General features: G+C 37.0%; 21 protein-coding genes. 13 read left to right on the top strand and 8 right to left on the bottom strand.

Annotation, left to right across the window (positions count from 1 at the left end; genetic code table 11):
- Positions 1–350: 350 nt before the first annotated feature.
- Positions 351–1,985 (bottom strand): thermosome subunit alpha, encoded by a 1,635-nt coding sequence (thsA, locus tag QZZ22_RS10485; protein WP_292464596.1) that lies wholly within the window; start codon positions 1,983–1,985, stop codon positions 351–353.
- A 232-nt stretch (positions 1,986–2,217) separates the two neighbouring features.
- Here thsA and QZZ22_RS10480 point away from each other — a divergent pair, with 232 nt between their 5' ends.
- The 4 genes from QZZ22_RS10480 (at position 2,218) to QZZ22_RS10465 (ending at position 8,798) form a co-directional block, all read left to right on the top strand.
- Positions 2,218–3,729 carry a tyrosine-type recombinase/integrase gene (locus tag QZZ22_RS10480; protein WP_292464594.1) on the top strand — a complete coding sequence of 504 codons (1,512 nt, stop codon included), beginning with the start codon at positions 2,218–2,220 and terminating at the stop codon, positions 3,727–3,729.
- 958 nt (positions 3,730–4,687) lie between these two features.
- Positions 4,688–5,065, top strand: coding sequence for a hypothetical protein (locus QZZ22_RS10475; RefSeq protein WP_292464593.1), 378 nt, complete (start codon positions 4,688–4,690; stop codon positions 5,063–5,065).
- Positions 5,066–5,162: 97 nt separating this feature from the next.
- Positions 5,163–7,637 (top strand): DUF927 domain-containing protein, encoded by a 2,475-nt coding sequence (locus QZZ22_RS10470; protein WP_292464591.1) that lies wholly within the window; start codon positions 5,163–5,165, stop codon positions 7,635–7,637.
- Between the two features lie 759 nt (positions 7,638–8,396).
- A complete protein-coding gene (locus tag QZZ22_RS10465; RefSeq protein WP_292464590.1) occupies positions 8,397–8,798 on the top strand; it encodes an SEC-C metal-binding domain-containing protein in 402 nt (133 codons plus the stop codon).
- A 1,263-nt stretch (positions 8,799–10,061) separates the two neighbouring features.
- Here the strand turns inward: QZZ22_RS10465 and QZZ22_RS10460 are convergent.
- On the bottom strand, positions 10,062–10,412 hold the full coding sequence (locus tag QZZ22_RS10460) for a hypothetical protein (RefSeq protein ID WP_292464589.1): 351 nt from the start codon (positions 10,410–10,412) through the stop codon (positions 10,062–10,064).
- A gap of 65 nt (positions 10,413–10,477) precedes the next feature.
- Positions 10,478–10,888: a hypothetical protein gene (locus QZZ22_RS10455; protein ID WP_292464587.1), complete on the bottom strand. Its 411-nt coding sequence runs from the start codon at positions 10,886–10,888 to the stop codon at positions 10,478–10,480.
- Positions 10,889–11,091: 203 nt separating this feature from the next.
- Here QZZ22_RS10455 and QZZ22_RS10450 point away from each other — a divergent pair, with 203 nt between their 5' ends.
- The gene (locus QZZ22_RS10450; RefSeq protein WP_292464586.1) at positions 11,092–11,937 is read left to right on the top strand and encodes a hypothetical protein; all 846 of its coding nucleotides are present in this window, start codon (positions 11,092–11,094) and stop codon (positions 11,935–11,937) included.
- A gap of 40 nt (positions 11,938–11,977) precedes the next feature.
- Complete coding sequence (locus tag QZZ22_RS10445) at positions 11,978–13,057, top strand: transglutaminase domain-containing protein (RefSeq protein ID WP_292464584.1); 1,080 nt, start codon at positions 11,978–11,980, stop codon at positions 13,055–13,057.
- Positions 13,058–13,134: 77 nt separating this feature from the next.
- On the opposite strand, the gene QZZ22_RS10440 is transcribed toward QZZ22_RS10445, so the two are convergent.
- Positions 13,135–13,446 carry a hypothetical protein gene (locus QZZ22_RS10440; RefSeq protein ID WP_292464581.1) on the bottom strand — a complete coding sequence of 104 codons (312 nt, stop codon included), beginning with the start codon at positions 13,444–13,446 and terminating at the stop codon, positions 13,135–13,137.
- Positions 13,440–13,727 (bottom strand): hypothetical protein, encoded by a 288-nt coding sequence (locus QZZ22_RS10435; protein WP_292464579.1) that lies wholly within the window; start codon positions 13,725–13,727, stop codon positions 13,440–13,442. The genes QZZ22_RS10440 and QZZ22_RS10435 overlap by 7 nt, the downstream gene beginning before the upstream one ends.
- A gap of 340 nt (positions 13,728–14,067) precedes the next feature.
- Here QZZ22_RS10435 and QZZ22_RS10430 point away from each other — a divergent pair, with 340 nt between their 5' ends.
- Together QZZ22_RS10430 and QZZ22_RS10425 are read left to right on the top strand one after the other, a co-directional pair.
- Positions 14,068–14,358, top strand: a complete 291-nt coding sequence (locus tag QZZ22_RS10430) for a hypothetical protein (RefSeq protein WP_292464578.1) — start codon at positions 14,068–14,070, stop codon at positions 14,356–14,358.
- Positions 14,359–14,477: 119 nt separating this feature from the next.
- Entirely contained in the window at positions 14,478–14,984 is a 507-nt protein-coding gene (locus QZZ22_RS10425; protein WP_292464576.1) for a CARDB domain-containing protein, read from the top strand.
- An 81-nt stretch (positions 14,985–15,065) separates the two neighbouring features.
- Here QZZ22_RS10425 and QZZ22_RS10420 read toward each other — a convergent pair whose 3' ends face one another.
- Entirely contained in the window at positions 15,066–15,467 is a 402-nt protein-coding gene (locus tag QZZ22_RS10420; protein ID WP_292464574.1) for a DUF1699 family protein, read from the bottom strand.
- A gap of 613 nt (positions 15,468–16,080) precedes the next feature.
- On the opposite strand from QZZ22_RS10420, the gene QZZ22_RS10415 reads away from it, so the two are divergent.
- Complete coding sequence (locus QZZ22_RS10415; protein ID WP_292464572.1) at positions 16,081–16,488, top strand: hypothetical protein; 408 nt, start codon at positions 16,081–16,083, stop codon at positions 16,486–16,488.
- Between the two features lie 317 nt (positions 16,489–16,805).
- On the opposite strand, the gene QZZ22_RS10410 is transcribed toward QZZ22_RS10415, so the two are convergent.
- Positions 16,806–17,207: a DUF1699 family protein gene (locus tag QZZ22_RS10410; RefSeq protein ID WP_292464570.1), complete on the bottom strand. Its 402-nt coding sequence runs from the start codon at positions 17,205–17,207 to the stop codon at positions 16,806–16,808.
- 370 nt (positions 17,208–17,577) lie between these two features.
- On the opposite strand from QZZ22_RS10410, the gene QZZ22_RS10405 reads away from it, so the two are divergent.
- Entirely contained in the window at positions 17,578–18,072 is a 495-nt protein-coding gene (locus QZZ22_RS10405; RefSeq protein ID WP_292464568.1) for a hypothetical protein, read from the top strand.
- Positions 18,073–18,313: 241 nt separating this feature from the next.
- A complete protein-coding gene (locus tag QZZ22_RS10400; protein WP_292464565.1) occupies positions 18,314–19,438 on the top strand; it encodes a DUF3800 domain-containing protein in 1,125 nt (374 codons plus the stop codon).
- Between the two features lie 95 nt (positions 19,439–19,533).
- Here the strand turns inward: QZZ22_RS10400 and QZZ22_RS10395 are convergent, their stop codons facing one another.
- Positions 19,534–19,995: a hypothetical protein gene (locus QZZ22_RS10395; protein ID WP_292464563.1), complete on the bottom strand. Its 462-nt coding sequence runs from the start codon at positions 19,993–19,995 to the stop codon at positions 19,534–19,536.
- Positions 19,996–20,297: 302 nt separating this feature from the next.
- Between QZZ22_RS10395 and QZZ22_RS10390 the strand changes: the two genes are divergently transcribed.
- Positions 20,298–20,900, top strand: coding sequence for a site-specific integrase (locus QZZ22_RS10390; protein WP_292464560.1), 603 nt, complete (start codon positions 20,298–20,300; stop codon positions 20,898–20,900).
- A 67-nt stretch (positions 20,901–20,967) separates the two neighbouring features.
- On the top strand, positions 20,968–21,405 hold the full coding sequence (locus QZZ22_RS10385) for a hypothetical protein (RefSeq protein ID WP_292464558.1): 438 nt from the start codon (positions 20,968–20,970) through the stop codon (positions 21,403–21,405).
- Positions 21,406–21,512: the final 107 nt, after the last annotated feature.

The following is a 21,512-nucleotide window of genomic DNA, read 5'->3' as shown; positions in this document are numbered from 1 at the left end:
CATGGCACCGGAAAGAAAAAAGATTGCAAACATATAGTGCAATGAGTGAATATTTGATGTCTCATTCAAAATGATCGTCCCTCTCAGACTTTATTTAAAACCAGTGGCTTTTATAAAAAACTAAATATATGAAGGTTGCGTCTGAGGTGATTGATAACAACATCGCAAAAGGTGCAAGTCTGTATCATTCTATGTACTAATGATAATATAGAAATGCACTAAGAATTGCAGCAGCAAGTAGAAAGGCAACCACAGAGAACACAGATGACCAATTAAGTGTGCTTTTCTGCAAAAAATTTTCAAATAGAAGAAAGATCGAAAATACAGGAAATGATAAGAGGCCACGCCTCTTACATTCCCATTCCGCTCATATCATAATTGTGGATGTTGTGCTCGGGAGCTACATCCATCATGTCCTTTTCTCTGGCGCGGAGCATGTCGTCAACACGCAGCACCATACTGGCAACTTCTGCGGCTGACTTGATGGCCTGGGTCTTTACCCTGAGGGGGTCGATGATACCCATATCATACATATTTGAGACGCCGCCGGTCTTTATGTCGATACCTGCATATTTCATGGTGCCGTGGCTGGCACGCAGATTCAGAAGCATGTCGATAGCGTCAAAACCACAGTTCTCTGCGATGGCTTTTGGGATTTCCTCGATGGCTGATGCGAATGCTTCAATGGCCATCTGTTCGCGTCCCTGCACACTGGCAGCGTATGCACGTAGTTTTTGTGCGACTTCTATCTCGGATGCTCCTCCGCCCGGAACTATTGTTCCATCCTCGAACACGCACTTTACGACGCGCAGTGCGTCGTCAAAGACACGCTCGATATTGTCAGTGACATGCTCGGTACCGCCTTTTACCAGAATGGTCATGGTCTTGGCATCCCTGAATCCCTTGATAAAGGTCTTCTCCTCATGGATGTCTTCCTGCTCCACAAGTTCCGCATATCCCAGATCGTTGGCTGTCATTTCCGGAATGTTCCTCACCAGAGATGCACCGGTAGAACGGGTCAGCATCATCATATCCTCTTCCCTGACACGCCTGGTGGCATATACACCTGCTTCCTTGAAGAAATGCAATGCATAGTCATCCATGGCCTTGGAACAGATAACGACATTAGCACCGGTATCAATGATCTTCTGGATGGTGATCCTGAAATTAGCTCTCTCCTTTTCCTTGAATTCCTGGAGCTGTTCAGCCCTGTCTACATGGAGCTTGGATTTGGTCGCAGTCTTGCCGAATGTAAGTTCGGTGTCTATGAGCGCGATCTTTGCGTTCTCTATGCGGTGTGGCATCTCAGGGTGAAGCGCCTCCTGCCTGATGGAAATTCCGTTTATGAGTTCAGTGTCATCAATAGAACCACCGACCTCCTTTGCGATCACGATATCGTCATCAACATTGACCTTGCCATCCTGCTGTATGGCAAGTATGGCATCCACGCAGATTCCTGCAAGGTGCTCGTTTGCCATTTCAGAAGCCTTCCCGGTTATAGAGGTCATGGCTATCTGCTTAAGTGCTTCCCGATCATTCCTGTCGACCTTGATGGCGTAATCATTAAGGACCTGCAGGGCTTTTTCGGTTGCCATGCTGAAACCTTTGACGATGACTGTCGGGTGTACTCCCAGCAGGAACAGTTCCTGAGCCTTCTCAAGCATCGCACCTGCCATAACTACTGCACTGGTCGTACCATCGCCAGCTGCCTTTTCCTGGGTGCTGGCAATCTCTACGATCATCTTTGCGGTAGGGTGCTCGATGTCCATTTCCTGGAGGATCGTCGCTCCGTCATTCGTGAGAGTGATGTCACCTATCACGTTAACAAGCATCTTATCCATGCCTTTCGGGCCCAGGGTAGACTTAACTATATTGGCAACTGCCTTTGCAGAAGCAATGTTGACTGATAATGCATCTCTTCCGGTTGTGTGCTCTTTACTTGGATCTATAATGATTATGGGCTGACCGCCATATTGTCCTGCCATGATTCCAAACCTCCAATCAATGAAATTGAATGATCATAATTCCGTTATGTATGAATGAAACTAACTGTATGTGGTTCTATAAAAATGTTGCGACTGCAAATGTGAGCATGGGGAATTCAAAACCTTTAACATATAAATGGTCATTATCCTGACATATGTATATAAGCAATTGTCTGACTTTTAAATACATAAAATAAATAATATATTTATAGTCATATACAAAGGTGATGTGATGAATAAGAGAGACTTGCTTAACAACGACATTATGAAAGACTGGTACGACGTATTAGAACCATCTGATTCTTATTGGAATAAATGTGTTACAGCAATGCATTATTACACATGTTATACGGGGAAAACTCCTGAAGAATTGATAAAAAATGCAAAACAGGATATTAAAGCAGGTCTATTTGATGATGAAAAAGAATTGTATTTCTTATTACCTCGCTTTAAAAGATTTTTAGATGAAGGGCAACATCTACATATTAAAGAAACTGATGAATGCGGCAACGTGACAACCTACGAAACGGATAATGATGATAATCTATACAGAGTTATAAGGGATGCAGATGGTAAAATAATTTCGAAAACTCGAAACAACAGGAAAAAACTATCAGAAAATGCTATTGCTATGTATATGACATGCACTGCTTCATTCTATCGATTTAGAAGTATCCCAATACCACGTTCCCCAAAAAAGAATAAGAAGCCCAAAACGCTCAAAGATAATGAAAAAATGCCAACAAAAGATGAGTTGAGAATATTTTTAAAATTTGCGGAAGTAAAAGATAGAGCATTACTAATGTGTGGTTTTGCAGGAGGAATGGGTGCCTCCGAATTATCGTCATTGACAGTTCAAGACTTCATTGGTGGTTACAACCCTGAAAAAATGGAAGATGTTACAAAAAGATTTACAGTCCTGCATATAAGGCGATTAAAAACCGATGTAGAGTATACCACATTCCTTACACCTGAAGCAAGTCAATCTGTAATCGAATATTTAAAATTACGTGATGCAATTCCTGATAGGATTGATATCAATTTTTATAAAAAAAAATATATAAAAACAAAAACAACACCTACATCACCTTTATTCATTTCTGACAGGATTAGTGATGCATATCTTGCTGATATGAATGAATCAAGACGTATCATGACACCATATGCTATTGCTGACAGATACAGGAAAATATCACAAGCATCTGGATTAAGTAATGGAAAATTCGTATACAATCCTGTAAGAGCACATAACATGCGTGATTTGTTTAAGACATCGCTAGTCAATGCAAATTGTAATAATATGCTCATTGAATATTGGTTAGGACATGATTTAGGTGTCGAGAAATCGTATTATATTCCCAATGATACAGAAATGCTACAGATATACAAAAAATATGAAGTGTATTTAACCATCGATAAGAATGTTGCAATTGCGGATAATCCACAATTTATTGAAAAAGTGGGAGAAGTCGAACAGTTGAAAGCAGAAAATGCCACCTATAAAGTAGAAAGATACGAGCACATGAAGCAAAACGAAAGGATTGCTCAACTTGAAAAACATATTGCAAATGATGTAGAAATTGATAGTAAGCTGAGTGAAGACACTCAGAAGTTGATTCAGAAGGTAATTGATGGTGACACAAACGCAATCAGGATGTTACAGAAACTCCAAAAGGTCAAAAAGCCACGTGAATATGAACCTTACATCGACCCTGAATTGATTGAGGGCGAGTCTAAGGAATGACACAGAAGCCCTTGGTTGAACGATTGACAGGCAGGCAAGGGGTAACCTTCCAAATAGTCCTGAAGCATTTGGAAGGGTGTCCTTATAGATGCCCTCTTTCTATCAGGAAGGGATGTTGATGACGCGTTTTTGAAGGCCAATGAGTTACCATTATCATGGAAGTGTTTCACTCATGACACAGGCATCAATCTCAACCGCGATACCTGCAGTGAATAATCTGGATACGTCGTAGACTTAAAAGAATGATGATGAAGCAGCGTACTTAATCTATTTTGTTCTGCAGTCTCATTGTAAGCATGGTTTAAACTTCGCAAGAAATTTAGAGCCCCTCTCGATGCTGGTTGCTATGCAGCTTAATATATTATGCAGTTTTTTGAGATGATGTCAAAGCATATCGTTTTAAAGGTGTAACGAGTGGGTAATGTTTATATACACGTTCGCATTAGTTGTACTTAGCGTACCATGGAACTTACCAGCGAAGTAAGTACCCAAAGTACGTGGTGATAAGATGACAGTAAGAAAAACAGGTATCAGTTTGGATGAAAACTTGATGAATCGAATAGATAGCGAAAGAGGTCCGGTTAATCGGTCGGCTTATATAGCATATCTACTTCATCAGCACTATATAACAGTTGACCAGAGAGCACTTTCTGTTTGACACTCATTTAAATAAAAATATTGATTGGTGAAAATGATGAAGACGATAAAAATCAATGAGAATGCCATCGGTTCTACCTTGGTCGGGAATGCCAATGACGCTCTCAGATACCTCGACTCACACAGAGGTGAGTATATGAGATAATATCTTTTTTTGATATATAAGCATTGCTTATCATAAGACAAAATAGCTGTGGCTATTGATGTCTTTTCCGGCTAATCACTTTGAGTGATTCAACCACTATACAGAAATGAAGTATTATGATTAACTTTGAAAATTTAAGTCGATGAGGCGTATAAAATGACTAGAAAAAACGAGTACTATATAACAATCCCAAAAGAGATAGCAGACAGAATGCAGGCCGAGAGAGGCACCACAAGCAAGAGTGAATACATTACATGGATTATGCAATATTTCTATGATATGAGAGACGCAGGTATGTATATCCAACGAGATGTGATAGCAAAGAAAATCATATTCGATTGCATAACCACGCACAATATGTATATCAGCAATCCCGAAATTTTGAGTCCAATGTTACAAGCTAGAGTATGCGGTCATTGTGAATGGAAAATCTCTGAATGTCTGCGGGGAAATATGCAAGGTTGGTCTCGGGAGAAAAACATAATGTATGGACCATATGACACAATCCTCTGGATTGAGAATGAGGATGAATAAAAAAGGTCAAGTTGGAAAATCGACCTGAAATAAATAAACAATCGAAGTGAATTGCTGCCAGGCAATGCACTTCTCTTTTATTAAAACGGTGATTATAATGCAAGATGACATTAAAGTATTTAAAGATAGTTCCGATGATGGGGAAAACGTACTGATTCAAGACGTTTCCAGCGAAGATGAAATCCAAACCTTATATCAGGAAATTGAAAACTGTCTTATCAATGACAGGATTATACCAATTCCTGAGAATGATATTGTATTTACTGTGAATGATGCTATTGATATTATAGCATATAAATATGTTATCGAAGTTCGAGTTTCTCATAAAGAAGTCGAAAACAATTATGACCCTGTTGTCTTTTCATATGACGATATTTTTAGGACCCCTACAGGTAAAGCAACAATAGCATGTAGAAGAGAACTCGCATCAATGATTAAGATAATCTCTGAAGAATATACCACAAGCCAGATATCAAAATTTTTAGACTATTTACTAAAAGAATTGAATGGTATTGAAGATATAAAGGATAATTACACTAAATCAATGGAACTGTTCACGGAGCTAAAGGGCATCAGCTCTGGAAACCATGGGAACAACAATTATCAATATGCGTGGAAAGAATACGTCTTGCCTAATGGCTATGCGATAAAAGATAATTCCAATGGTGGGAAGACCTTATACCAAATTGAAGGAATAGATGGATTTCTGTTTTTCACTCCCATCTGTGATTTTTGTATATTGGTCGGTATGGGGAAATCCAAGGATGGTGGTGACCAATATGGTTTGATTAAATGGTTATCTAACGACGGTGAGGAGTATCAAGACATCTTCATTACGAGACAAATACTGTCAAAGAAAGGCATCATAGAAACATTGTCAGCGAAAGTCAATATTACTGAAAATAAGTCTGGTATGCTTCAAGAATATTTTAGGAAAACTATGGAATCAGTTCATCTACATAACTTTATAGTTACCGATAGGAACGGATGGCATGAAGAAGCTTTCCAAGTTGGTGATAGGACGTTTTCTCCAAAAGGTAACATAACCATAGTCAATATTGAAAAGACAATATCTCCAAAACTAAGTAAGGCAGGTACTCTTGAAGGATGGATTGATGGAATAAAGGATATCATATGTGACCCAGTATTGAGAGCTCATTGTTATGCTGCAATGGCAGCACCACTGCTTAAACCACTGGGGATTGCAACCTTTGTAATAAACTCTAATTTTGACACGTCTAAAGGTAAATCATTAAAAGATAAAGGAGCAATCGGTCTCTACGGTAATCCTGCCGAATTGATTATTCCCGCAGATTCAACAGCAGCATCAAATCCGCAGTTGCTTTACATTCTTAATAACCATCTTGTATGTTTTGATGAATCGACACTAGCAGGTGAAAGTGACCATTTTGGCAAGCTCATCTATCGTTTTGCACAAGGACATGACAGGTTCAAGATGAAACAACAGGATGGCGGGCATATAATTAACAAGCCTGTTGAATGGAGCAATATCATATCAATCAATGGTGAGAACCCCATACTTGATGACAATGCCAACAGTGGTCAAAAGGTCAGGGTGCTTGAAGTCAGGAAAATGATGAAGGTGAATGTAGAGGGTGTGAAGCACTTTGAAGACACAGTAATACCGACACAGATACGCTCCGGAAACTATGGCCACATCATAGAACTATACCTACAAAAAGTTTTCAGTATGTTGGATGGTTTGCAGGCTGAATATGAGAAATGCCTTGCACTGTATCAGAACAAAGATAGTATGATGAAAAACCGTATGGGTGCTAGTCTTGCAGTTCTCACACTTGCCGGAGTCATACTTGAAGAAGTATTCAAGGACATTGGTATCCCTGCAATGAATCCAATAGATGTCGTCAAAGAAGTATATGGGGAATATGTTGAGAAACTGGACGACTGTCCTACGTGGCATAAAGCGCTTAATGATATCTTCCAATATGCACAGGCAGAGAAAATGTACTTTAATGATGCAGAACCCCAAGGAATCACGGATTATAATCCTCATGGCAATATATCCAATAAAAGAATGCCTGGACATTGGGACAATACATACATTTGTTTGTTTTCAAAGCAGATGAAGGACGCACTTGGAGTCAGTGACCCAAAAAATAAGAAACCACATGGATACTACACTAAAATGATGGAAGACTTTAAAGCGAACGGTATATTGGTTATTCAAGGCAAAAGGTCAGGATATACTTCAACCAATCGGATTAACGATAAACTGGTGACTGGTATAACTCTGGACATCAAGAAAATCAAGGAAGCTATCGGTATGGACTTTGCATTTGATGCAGCTGCTAAGGATGCAGAAACACATACCAAAACTACCAGTACTAACACAATCGCAGGCTTTGATACTTCTAAGAGTGGAGCCCTTAAGAAATACTCAGTCACCAATGCGGGCGGATTGTACATACAAAATGGTGGTGCTGGATTCAATGGAGTAATAGGCAAAACGGCTGTTAGTCCATTATCGAAATCACCTGCTCAAAAAGAATCTGCATCGAGCATCAATGAAAAGCTTCAATTCTATGATTGAGTTGTATCAATTTCCTATTCTTGCTAGCAAAAAATGATACAAGAGAAATTCTGGTATGTATATGGCATTTTTATCAATTGAGATAAATCTTGTATCATTTTTGTATCATTTTTTTCGATAGCAGTTGTCACTTGTTATCATTTTAAGGCTATTTTTAGAAAAAATGACCTATAGAATTTAGGAAAACTTTCTTCTTTAAAATCGTTATAACTACCATTGAGAAATAATGTAAGAGAAGTAGTTTTATATTATACTCTTTTTCTAAAATATATCTTATTTTGATAACAAGTGCCGATGCATGCTGAAAAAAATGATACAAAAATGATACAGAAATGATTACAAACTTAGTATAATGATTACAAACTGTCTTATCATATCGATTACACCCTACTGCAGAAATGATTACAAATATGGAATAGTTTAATAACCAGCAACAGCATGCTCTATAATCTATTATTCTATATTTTATCCTTTGCAATCACTGCTACCTTATTACCGGTTATACATACACATGTCAAAGCACCTGTAATAAAATACGAACAGCTTGAACCCCTGGTATCCTGTCACCCTCGCCATGTGTCATTCGTTCAATCACCTTGACGTGTGTCAGTTTTTGTTACCGTCTTACCATACACATATAATCATAGCTGAATATCCCTTCATTAGTAACAGAAACCAAACGACATTTTCACCTTGAAGTTCATTGTTTCACCAACGTGATAAATATAAGATTAATTGCACACTATGTAGCGTGGTAATATGCCAGTCAAAACCGGAAGAAATGACTCATGTCCATGTGGCAGTGGCAAAAAGTACAAAAAATGCTGCATGGATAAGGACAACCAAGAAAAGAAAGCCTTTATGCAAAACATGAAAACAGTCAGTGTATCTGCCGGTCTTTCCGGTCAAGACAATTACATATTCGATTCCAAGGAACAAATTCTCGAATCCATACGTGCGGAAGGTTTTGAACCTGTCGTCGCAGAAAACTCTTATCAGAATCTGGATGGTGATGACATTCCCTACATAACAGTAGACCTTGTCTGCAAACATGGTCACTCCGAAACCAGTCGAGAATACACACAATTGAAAGATGGTAAGTGGGAATTTATCGAAGAAGGATATGGACTGCCCTGCCCTGAGTGTGAGAAAGAAGAGTGAATGAATATCCTATTGATAATTAGTTAACGATATTACATGCGATGTATTGTGTACGCATTAACTACCCTTATACACCCGTTAACATACAGGATAAATAATTATAACTGATGAACTCATGTATAGATTGTAATGAAGTCACACTGCATCATAGTTGGTCAAAAATGTTTTCAAAAATCCTGAACAATGCCAACATTAAATTGGAAAAATATACTTTTTCGTATGGAACTCTATTTGACATATATCTATTTTGCATCCTAATTCCTTTATTCCTCACGACAGTTTTCATTACTCCACTAAACAAGAGTTTTGCCTTATATACTGCGAATCCGACTATTTATACAATATATTTCTCAAACTTTGCCCATGCTGGAGTGTCTCACTTTACCAACAACCTGACATTTTATTTATTCCTCATTTCTCTCATCTTGGTATTGCATAAAATATTAAAAATTCGCACACGGAAAGAGTTTTATTACGACACAGTCCTTATCTACTTGATAGTGCCTTTTGTTGTTTCTGCTTATAACATAATGAAGTACCCAGGCAACGACACTAACGCTTTTTTAGGATTTTCCGGAATTGTTTCAGCTTTAAGTGGTTATTTAGTGGCATTGATTTTCGTATATATCTATACAAAAGCTGGTTTGAAACTAACTAAGCTCAATTACATTTTATGTTCAGTGATATTTTTCAACCTACTTGTTTTGGTAAATTTCAAGTACGTAGGTGTTGACGGATATACTGCACCACTTATTTTCCTGATTCTTCTTTGTGTGTTATCTGCTAGAGAAGATGTAACACATATCTTCTCATTTATATCGTCCTACATTAATAATACCCATTCCAAAAATATATACGTAGAGTATGTGCTCTTCACTCTAGTGATTTTATTGATTAGTTTAGGCACACTTTTGATGGTTAAATTATGGCTTGTTATGTTTCCAGATAACATACGAACCGAAACAGGAAATACAGTAAACATTGTGGGACACTACTTGGGATATTGTATTGGGATACTCACTCCCTGGTTTATTCATCTCATCCAAATTTCATATCCTCACAAATCGTCGCCAACTACAAAGGTGACTTAAAACGTAACTCTTGGAAAGCTACATGATAAACATCTGCGTAATTGGGTTAATTGAAGATAAAGTGCCTTTATCCTCAATATAAAGGATTCAATTACTCTCAAAAACATGTCACTCTGCTTCCCTATAACTCTTAAATTTATTTAAGAAATATGTAACCTGTCCTGATGAATGCTCACAATAAATAATGAATCAACGATATCAAATAGGATGTATTCTGTCCGCATTCATCCCGCATCTGTTCTCGGGTGCCTTTAACACCTGAGACATAATCATTATACTTCCCCGCAACGCACTTGAACTCCTTGAAACTGATATGTCTATCAACGTTAATTTCGGATGAGTTTGAGTGCACTTTGGCGATATCTATGACTATTTGTTCCCCTGCAGTTCTTGCATTGAAGTATTTGGCATCTGCCCGGGGTCTTATGCCAAACATCTTGAAGTCATTGCCTTGCGGACCGAGTTGTTTCAAGAGTGTTGCCCACGACATTTCAACATTAGTGAAGTTTTTAGTTTCGTTCATACTCTCATCTTCAACGTTTTAATATTCAAACCGGTTTTACTTCATTTCCTTTCAGAGACTCCCATCTATTCATCACAAAAATGTTCCCGTACCTTCATTAACTCCTTCTTAAATGCTTCAACACGCTCTTTATCGGTAGGGTCATCCATTTTCAACCACTTTTTGAAGAATGGCTTACTGGGAATGAAATCACTGCCGTTTACGACGAGTACAGATAGCAATATGGGGAAAGTATCCTCATTGATTTTATCCAGTATGGGGTACAACTCCTGCTGGTGCTCAATCTTATTAGGTATCATCTCAAACTTCTTGAGCACATCCCCATAGGTAACAATTATTTTTTGCTGATTAAGTTGCCGTCTATATGCCTTGTCACCAATATTCACAAGTGATGCTGAACAACCATTCGATGCGATTTCTAACAGATAGTCGTATACCTTATCATACTGCAATTTGGGACTGTTATTCGAGGTCATGCTTTCACCATTATTAAGAAATTGTCTACAGATAAAAACCTTTCATTATGTATCTGCAATTAATATCGTTCATTTCTTGATTCGTGCCACATCTACAAGTTTATACATATCGACCTGTCACTTTGCCCTCCACTCCCACATAACTATATTATTTGATCAATAGATAAAGTATTTAATTAAGTAAACGATAATAATGTTTACTCATGAAAAAATATGAATTTAAATCAAAGGTTTTACGGACACTTTTGCAGGGGAACAAATCATCAAGAGAAATTTATGAGCAGGTAGGACACCCGAACTATGGTGCATATAGGTCAGCTCTCTTTCAACTTAAAAGGAGGGGTTACATTTCCATCGACAAGGATGTTAATCCACGCATTTACAGCCTGACAAAGTTAGGCAAAGAGCATGCTGAAAATCCGCTCAAATACAAAGAAATCAAGTATGCCAACCTGCAAAGAAGAGTATCTCAAATCCTCAACGACAATGAAATGTTCCAGGAAGCTGTCGCAAATGAAGTCAAAAACCGCTTCCCTAGCATAACCTCACCATTTGGGAATTCCCCTTCATCTCAAAATGTAAACCCGCATGTAGAGACTGCACACTTGATGGCCGAACTAAAATCGAAAGAGAGCGAGATTATGCGCTTGAATCGCATTCTGGAATTAATGCAAAAACAAACTGCAACAGGTAAACCACGCCTACCTCCAACCAAAAGCCCACAAGAAGAAAAACAGGAGCAAGAGCGCGTGTTGCGTAGACAGAAACTCGCCCGGGCATACGCTTCCCGTCGCCACATGTTAGATTTTCGATTCTTCAAGTCTTGGGGAGATATGTGGCCATACAAAATGAAGCATCTCCAACTTTATAAAAATGGAAGTGTGGAAATTTTAGGTATGTCAAATCCGGAACATGGTCGAGGTCACACACGGGGGATGCTTGATGAGGGTGGGATTATTGGTGCAGTTTTCTTCATTAAGCAAATGCGAAAGGATGGAATTGTCGTAAGTGGTAAGGGCATGGCTGAAGACAAGTTGTTGAGATGGTGATGGTGAAACAATCAAAATGTATATCTACTTTTCAAAATAAATGAACTATATGAAAAATTCTGTTTTAACTAAATTATTCGGTAAATTTGTTAATGACAGACAATTGGTATTAAAGAAGCTTCGTAGAGTCTTGATAGCGATAATCACAATATCATTAGTCGTTTATGTTGCCTATTTAGGAAACCTTTATGTGGACTATCATTTTGTTCAAAAAGACCAAATTAATATCTATTTGGATGGAATAGGCAAAGAATTAATTGAACAATCTTCAAACAATACTGAATTGATATCCAATATTATTTTATGGCAAAGGGATTACTTCATATCTCCTAAGACCAATAGTTTTGATACATTTGATTCTGCATTTGAAAACCGTTACCTTAGACCAAATACACCGGACCCTTTATGGAGTATTTATCTCAAAAAGGCGTCATGTGGGGAACTAGCATGTGTTTTTGGAGACCTGGTAACCCGAACTGGGCTTACTTACCGACCTGTCTATACTACTGGATTTATAGACCCATACAGAATGACTGTAAATAACCACGCATGGTCTGAAGTTCAATTAGAAAGTGGAGAATGGGTAATTGCTGATGTAGGGTTCAATGCCTTTCCTCCTATTAATCAGTCAATATTTTATTCACAATATCACTTTTTAATGGGACCAATATTTTATGTTGAAAATGAAACGCACTTTAACAATATGGAATCATATATTCCAAATACACAAAAAGTTATAATTCATGCATTAAGAAATGGAAAGGACATTACAGGTGGACTTATTTATGTCAACCTTCATTACAATGGCTCATCATTATTGATGGGAATGCCCTATAAAACAAACGAATCTGGAATGGCTGAAGTAACTCTTGGAGTGTACGATGGAGTTACATATACAATAGGAGTGATTGAGCCCGAAACCAAGGATTACACATTTAGAAGTAACATTTTATTAGGTGCAGACACAGGTATCACAGAAATAACCTTAGATGAATGGAATACATCGAATAAACTCATTGGTGGTTACATTTTATTTATATTGATTATTGTGTTTATCGGTGAAGTCTTGATAGTGATTGATATTAACTTCTTCAAATTAATTCAAAATATTAGTAGATGAGCAGTGTAAACGCTTATTTATCCAACTAATTTCACTTACAAACCACAATAAAAGAGGTAGTTGCAGAACAGAATACATCAGTCATTGTTCTTGCTATGATTCTTTTTCAACTTAGAGTTTATTCCTTTCAGAGTTGAAATTAATAAAGTGACTCCGCCAATGAAAATTCCAAGATGAAGCATTTCTTCCGACAATCCTAAAATGACTTTGCCATTTAAGGCATATAATATCAAAGACAGTGACAGTAAAATGCTTGTAGATAATCCAAAAGAATACAAAAAAACTTCAACATGGCATTCTGATAAATTGTATTTTTTTAATTTTGAATCCCGTATAAATAACAGATATAATAAAAGTGTGAGAAGAACGGGAACGTAAATATTTACCATCTTCTTCCCTCAAAAATAACAAAACCAAGAGCAGAACCTATTACAAATCCCACTATTATCATTTCAAAACTATGGCCAATGTAATATCCACCAATACCACCAACTATACCCATCAACAATGTAGGATTCATTAGTATAGTTCCAACTACAACGTGAATCCAATAAAAAATGGAAGATATAATATCTGTTGGTGGTCTTCCTCGAGGCCTTCTTAGTTTTATGAAATCACCGTTCAAACATAAAGTATTTATTATATATGTTACTTTCGATTTCAATAACATACGAACTCTCAAAATAAACATTCTGCAATATGAAACAGAAAGTGCAGTTTTATTTCCACTCAATGTAAATTATTTATGCTCTAAAAAGGCGAATAATTAGGTAAGGTGCGTGCACAATCTGGAGAATGCACCCTGGATGGTAAGTCCAGGATGTAAGTGATTGTGCCAAAAGCATGTGTTACAGCACATACTACCGCACCTCCCTCAGTTCTTAATCAGTATTCTATTTAACCTTTCTCTTGCTATCATATTTCCAAAAAACAGAAAATTTAAATAGTATTTAGATTATACAGTTTTTAGTCACGTTACAGCGTGACTCTAATTTAATGGAGAATGTATTATGGTAAAAGGTACAGGTAAACAGATAGCTCTTGCTATCTCCAAAAAGGATATTTCTTCCGTCAAGGTGGCGAGTCCTGACTATGAGAAAATATCGAAGGTACATAACGAGTTGCAATCTCTTTTTATGCAGAAATGCAACTTGCTTGGGATACCTGTGAAACGTGGCAGGTCTCACAACCTGCCAACCGTTACTCATGCGGTGAATTTCCTTTTATGTCACTCCAGATTCGAGATGCATGACCTAGAAGTCTACATTGATGCCCTAGTAAAGGAAGCTTCAGGATGTTGAAATTGACATCTACACACCTCATAGATGAAATATCTCATGCTTCTTTCATTCGAAATTAATTGGGGGATAAACAAAATTGGATTGTAATAAAGTATTTTATAATATTCGGAGAGATTTATATGAAATTAAAATATGCCATTATCTGTTTAATTATTTTGCTTGCTTGCTCAAATACCGCTTCTGCCGAAATAATTTCCCACTCTATTAAAGGTACAATTCTTGACACTGACACTGCTACGATTGAGTTCACTATTAAAAATAATGGTGGTGAAGGCCCGGTAAATCTTCAACTTCTTTCACAAATTTCTGGTGAATCACAATACTTTAGTCTTTCACCATCTACAAAAGCAATCTATATGCAAGCTGGTGAAACACAAACCGTGTCCTTTACAATCATCCCCACGGACGTAAAAGGTGATTATGAAGGTAGAGCTACACTTCAAGCAATGGGTGGTACAGGACTTGAAGATAGATACACATTCTCTTACACAATCAAAGATGCAGGACTCATGAATGAAACCCCTGAAACCACAACAACGGATTCAAATTCGTTGCAGACATTCATTTTCGTTCTGATTGTTTTTGCCTTATTATTGATTGTAGGTAGTAAAATGGGTAAAAAGTGAATAATTACAGGTTTAGGTGTTTATGATTAACCCTGCAAAAATGAAATTATGAAAGGTATTTAAAAACTGAAAGAATACCAATCATTTCTTATTTTTCAACAGGAATCTGATTAGGTCTGTCCCCATATGTAAATCCCTACTCATCTTGCCCTCAATCTCTTCATCCGATAGACCATCTATCCTGTATTCGTCTATACGGTCATAAACACCCTGCGAAATCTCGGAATACTCGTTGATATCCTTCCTGTGACCCCATACATCGCCTTCCAGGAGAGCGATACCTTTCATCTCAAGGAACATGCGAATTGATTTGGAAACAGTTTTGATGTATGATTGCGGGATGTGTAGGGCTTTAACATCTGGACACTTGGTTATAAGCGTAAAGATATCCGTATTTGATGGTCGGAATGCAAAGTGTATCATTTGTTCGTTTGGACCAAGGGAATTAATTTCATCTTTTGAACTTACTACTCGGATTTTCATTTTATCTTCACCATGTGCATAAATTGATTTTCACGGCGTTACGCTTACAAGTTATTTAAAAACGACTGTATATACAGTAGTCTGTCAAAGTCATTTTTTCACACAAATGATTTATTGATATTAAAGATAGTTGCAATGTAAGTTTCAACGTTGAAACTTCAAAATCATCATACGCAGTTTTTCGGATATAAGAGTAATATAGACCTGTTTTTAGCCGATTTTGGCAATGGTTCTATTCGGTCTTCTACTGTAACAACATCTGAATGTCTCATGACTTCAGGTGATGTTGCAAGAGGCAATGGCTCAAATCGTTCTTTTACCATGATGTCCAGCTGTTTTACGACATCGTGTAGTGTTTCAAAATCAATAATGTCTTTAACATTGTATAGATGTAAAATTCCGTACCTAGAAAAGTAGAATCCTATCTTACCAACTGTAGAACCATCTGTCTTTTTTCCCCAATTTCACCTATTCGACCCAGTAAGTAATGTCCCACCACTTAATTAAATATGTCTCTGGTGACTGATAAATCCTGAGTGGTTTTTATGTAATGATTTTTGTTTCGTGATACTTTAAATCTTATTTTCTTCAATTAATAAATGAGAGTACTTTTATGTTAGGTGAAATGATAGGTGAGTCCGATAGTAAAAAGGTCGCTAGCAGGGTGCTTCCATCGAGGAGCTACGGACCCATAATTGAAACTATTGGACAGGGACATGGTAAACTGCTGGGATTTGAGGTTTCCGATATATTTACATACTCAACTGTTACCACGGAAGAGGGCATACTTTACGGTAAAGGTCGAGGAATCAACATGACTGAAGAAGGAGACGCTCTTAAATACATAACTTCTAGAATGGGAAAGCTCAAAGATAATGGTCCTGCAGACCGTTTTCAAGGAGTTGTATATTACTTTGCATTGTCTCCAAAGTTCTCTCGCCTTGACGGTACTGCCTGTATTTTTGAATCTGAAACTGATGAAAATGGAAACTCACATACAAATATATGGAAACGGAAGTAGTAAATCTGAAGATTTTCTGGCTCCCGAATAAAGTATTCAGTATCAAAAAAGTATGACAAATTCCACAGAGTATAAGGACATTATGATTTCATATAATGCCTAACGTATTTTATTTAAAACAGGAGCATTTCAATTCCTCTTTCGAATTCAGAGAATGCTGCAGACATTCAATTATTCAATGCGTATATTTATAGTGATTTATACGAAACGAGTGTGATTTACCTTTTGACATTGTACTCATCCTATCTGATAGTCTTGAGCTACACGGACAACATAGAAAAATGATTATGGTCTTAGAAAACCAAGTGAGTTAGATACTACTCGCCGTTTTTGAGGAAAAATTGAATAATGTCAGCACTCACATACATTTCTTCAATGAGCCTTGCTTCTATTTCCACATCTGAAAATCCATTCGCCCTATAATGGTTGATACGGTGATACATACCCTTTGAAACATCCACATATTGATTGATGTCTTTCCTGTGCCCCCATATATTACCCACAATGAGGATAATATCTTGCATCTCTAGTAACATCTCTGTGGATTTTGAGATAGTTTTCTTGTGAGACTGTGATATGTGGATTGCTTTCACGTCTGGACACTGTGTCACCAGTGATAATATATCCTCGTTTGAAGGTCTGAAGGTAAAATGAACTATCTGCTCATTATATTCAAGAGTATTTATCTCATCCTTTGAGCTTACAACTCTGATTCTCATCTTACTGTCCTATAAATCATTAAATGGATTTTTATTGAGATGATGTCTGCACAAGCGTTCAATATGCATGCACTTGTTATAAATAAACATGATAATCTGAGTTCTCTAAATAATGTTTTTTCAACACATCATTTTGTATCAATTGGAACGTCTACTCTGCATCACTGTTTTACTGTAATCCGAAACTTGCATGTGGCTCTGCCATATGAAAAGTGATTAAACCCACCACACAACGTTTATATTCTCTCTGATGTATTTTATTATTGTGCATGAAATATTGAAAAAGTTTCAGTCAGTGACATTCAACGCGAAATGCAAAAATACAGGACCTGATTGCAAATATCATCTAATTACATTCTGAGGAATATATATGACGGAAAAAAACGTACCAGAAGAATTGAAAATCGATATGGCAAGTGATGAGCTAAAAAATTTAATTCACTATTGGGACTCGCTGAGTTGCTGGGAGCGGGACCAATCCATTGATACGGTTGAGGAGTTACTTGGAGAAACAGATGCATCTTCTGTTATCGCCAGTACACACATTGGAAAAATGCGTGAACAGGTCACAGCTCTGAAATCATCTAACCATATTGACAAACAATCGAAATTCAAGTTCGCATTGACGGAGAAACAACGTATTAACGAAAGGAAGAAGTCAAACTATCAGCAGTCAATGGAAATTATCCGGTCTCTTTCACGGACTGAGTTGATGGAACTTGGTGAGTATATGGGCTTGAACCCGGCAAAACTGAGTCTCATGAAGATTGCAGACCTACATAAAATGTATGATGAAATTCTCACATGTAAGAGTATTGCTGTATTCTTCGCCTGTAGGAATTATATCGGAAAAACATACATGTGACCTCCGATGTGGTCAAACGAGTGAGCGCATATTTGTCCGGCTTTTGGGCATATATTACGAACACCATTTGTGGCCGGATGTGGGCATATATGAAGGGGGGTCACACCCTTCGATTCATGCCCACTCACGTTATTCGTTTCGTCCGGTGACTTGGCACAAGTGCCAAAGTTCACCGAACTAGCATCACATATAGGAGTCCAAAAAATATGCAGCGGCATGATTTGAAAATGTTGAATACATAGTGAAGTGTTTTCTGCTTAAGCCAACCTATGAATACAAATCAAAACATTTTTATTTTGTAAGCACTTCACATAGTAAACATAAAATTGCTGAAGGGGTTTTTATTAATTTGGTACATGTTAAAAACAAAATTGAGCTCAATATTTATTGTGATGAAATATATGAGGTTGAAGACCCCTCTGATGGGTCGAAATGGATGTATATTGGCGCTCTTTTTGTTCCACTCCAATACAAGGAAGAACTCCTGACTATCCTGAACAACTGTAGATGCATACAACACAATAACTGGCATCATTCTGAATCTGAATGTTCTCAACAGTGTAGGTTCCATACAAAAAATAATACCGAAATCCATTATAATGAATTAGGAACAGATGCGAAATTCAGGGTTGCAGAAAAATGGATTAACTTCATTCAGAAAAAAGCTTGCATCAATCACCGTAAGATTTTGTACTTCAATATTCTGGGATTAAATCTCACAAAGATGGACCTTCGACAATTTGGTACTGGCTCAGATGTGGATTATAATCTCTACAATCGCTTTTATCGTACAGTCTTGAAAGGAGGACTGAACTACTTTTTCAAGGATTTTGAAGTCGTCATTAATACTATATATCACGATGCAGGGAACCAACAATCACATGACTTATTTCCTTGGCATGCAATAAGTAAAGTTTGCGATGAAATCGAAAGAGTTAACATAATCAATGATGAGATTCAATTTATTGATTCTGACCATCGAAAAAGTAACTCCGAAGAATCTCATTTAATTCAACTTATGGATATCATACTGGGAGCCACATATGTTTGCCTTCATGGGAATACCAATTCAAATAAAAAAGCGATTGGATTCAAATTTAAACCTGTAATGGAAGTCTTGGTTGATAGAAAAAGAAATCCAGATGGTCCTGGTTGGATTGGAAGTTATTATCGTGAGTTTAACCATTTTAAGAGAGCTTATCAAGTCTCATTCTTTCCAAAAAGAGAAATTCCGAGAGGCGATATAATGTCATGTCTAACAATTTATGGTGATAAAGCTGATTTTAATCATGATAACCCTTTTTATTTCAACCGTCCTATTATTATTACAGACCCAAGTGTAGCAACTCTTGATAGATGGTTTTGAATGTTAATTTTGAAGGGACATTTCATTATTAAAATTAAAAATCAAAGGTGCCAAATGGTAGGACCTTTTTTATACAACATGCAGTAGAATATTTTTTAAATCATCATGTCGTAGAATTGGTTATTATTTAAAAAACATTCACTATAAGAATAAATACTGCCGTCTGAGTGCCTTGAACTGACATGGATTAATTTGACATTCTCTTTTCTTGATTTATCGCCAATGTTTATTTCAAGGATATCTATGGAATCGCCACATTTTGGACAGGTATGTTCTTGCATGAAATTTTGAATTTCTTTGAGATTTAGGTTCTTAAAAATCTTGAAATCGGGGTTCAAAAGCTTGCATTCTTTATGACGTTCACTATCAGAAACGCAGATACGATATGTACCGTAGACAGGCTTCAATTTACATATTCTTGGGGCAAGGTGCTTCATGAAAATGGGTTCACATGGCATGTAATCGTTTCGACAGAACCATACGTGGTCTATAGGCTTCCCGCACTTGGGACAACCTGCATTCTTTATTAGCTCTTGAATTCTTACAATACTTACCATTGAAATTCTCCAAGTTTTTAGCACATAGTGTAAAAGTTAAGAGTATAATTAACAAATTAATATATAGATTTTTTGTATATAAAAATATGAAAAACAATAATCTACATGTTTAACAAAATAGTCTTTTACAAAATTAGATAAAATGTAAACATTAGGGTTCGATTACATCTGTTTTCTTGCATAAATTATCCAACTAAAGTATACAAAATGTTTATATTCTCCTACATTTCCTTTTATTGTAAACAAAAAGGAGTGCAGGAAAAATGACAGGAATAATTCCATTTCAAACAAGAGACTTAGTATTGCAGGAAGCAACAGATTACCTGACTATTAATGAATATCATTCATTGCTCGAAGCTGTTGAAATCAAATATAATAACCTCAAACGTAAATCTATACGCAATCTGCAGATAAAGGAACGAAACAAACTCCTCCTTCAGATGATGTGGATAACTGCCGGAAGGATTAGTGATGTGTTGAGCATCAGGACCGAAAACATTGACTTCCGTGGCCTGACAATCAAATTTTACGTGAAAAAAAGAAGTGTATGGCACACCCTGAGCATAGACTCTGACATTGCACTGCTTATTTCAAATTACATTCGAACATGGAAGGTCGAAGGTCCGTTGTTCATAGGGTTCGGAAAGGACGAGAGTATTATCACCCGACAGTACGTCAACCAGATGCTCGAGGAGTACAGTGAGATTGCAGGGATAAGGAAAACCCATCCTCATCTCTTCAGACACGGATTGGCGACCTATCTGCTCTCACAGGGAGTTCCTTTAGAGGTTATATCGTACAGGCTGAATCATAGCAGTACGTTGACCACAGCGAAGTTCTATGCCAGGATAACGCCGGATATTGAGAGGAATATAATTAAGCAGCATGTTGTGAGTTTGATGTAATAATAAGTTTTTTAACTCATGAATCAATATTTCATTATATATTTTTATCTGCAGTAAGTGTGGTTGTATGAAAATGAAATCAATTGCCGCCTTCTATGTGTTGCTCTTTGTTTTAGTAAGTACCTTGGGTTGTTTGGAGTCTAACCACCTATCCTCGGATTTTACTCCAACTGGAGCAAATACATTTTCTGTTATTAATGATTCAAACATAGTAGTTTTCCATACATGTGAAAAGGAAAAGGTCAACCTTAATTTGAGAGACAAATACATCGTCAAAGGGAACATTACGAATATAGGTGACAAGACTATATTCCTTTCTGAAGTCAATGTATCCTTCTACAATCGAAATAAAAATTTACCTTTTTCTCATAAGGATACTACTAAATCAGTCACATTTATCCAACTAAAGCCTCAGCAAACATTTAATTTTACTCTTGATGATACGTATGTGCTTACAGAGGATATTAGGTATTACAAGATTAATGCCGGATATCAGTTATTATAACATTTACTGTATATGAAATACACATCGGAAAGGTATGGTCAGGCATAAACGCTCTGACCTAAACCCTGGTATGAATCATAAATGTGTCCAAACACGGCTTGGTGTTT

It is taken from the genome of Methanolobus sp. (genome assembly GCF_016278365.1).
Lineage (GTDB): Archaea > Halobacteriota > Methanosarcinia > Methanosarcinales > Methanosarcinaceae > Methanolobus.
The sequence above is the reverse complement of the archived record's forward strand: the minus strand, read 5'-3'. Positions and strand labels throughout refer to the sequence as shown.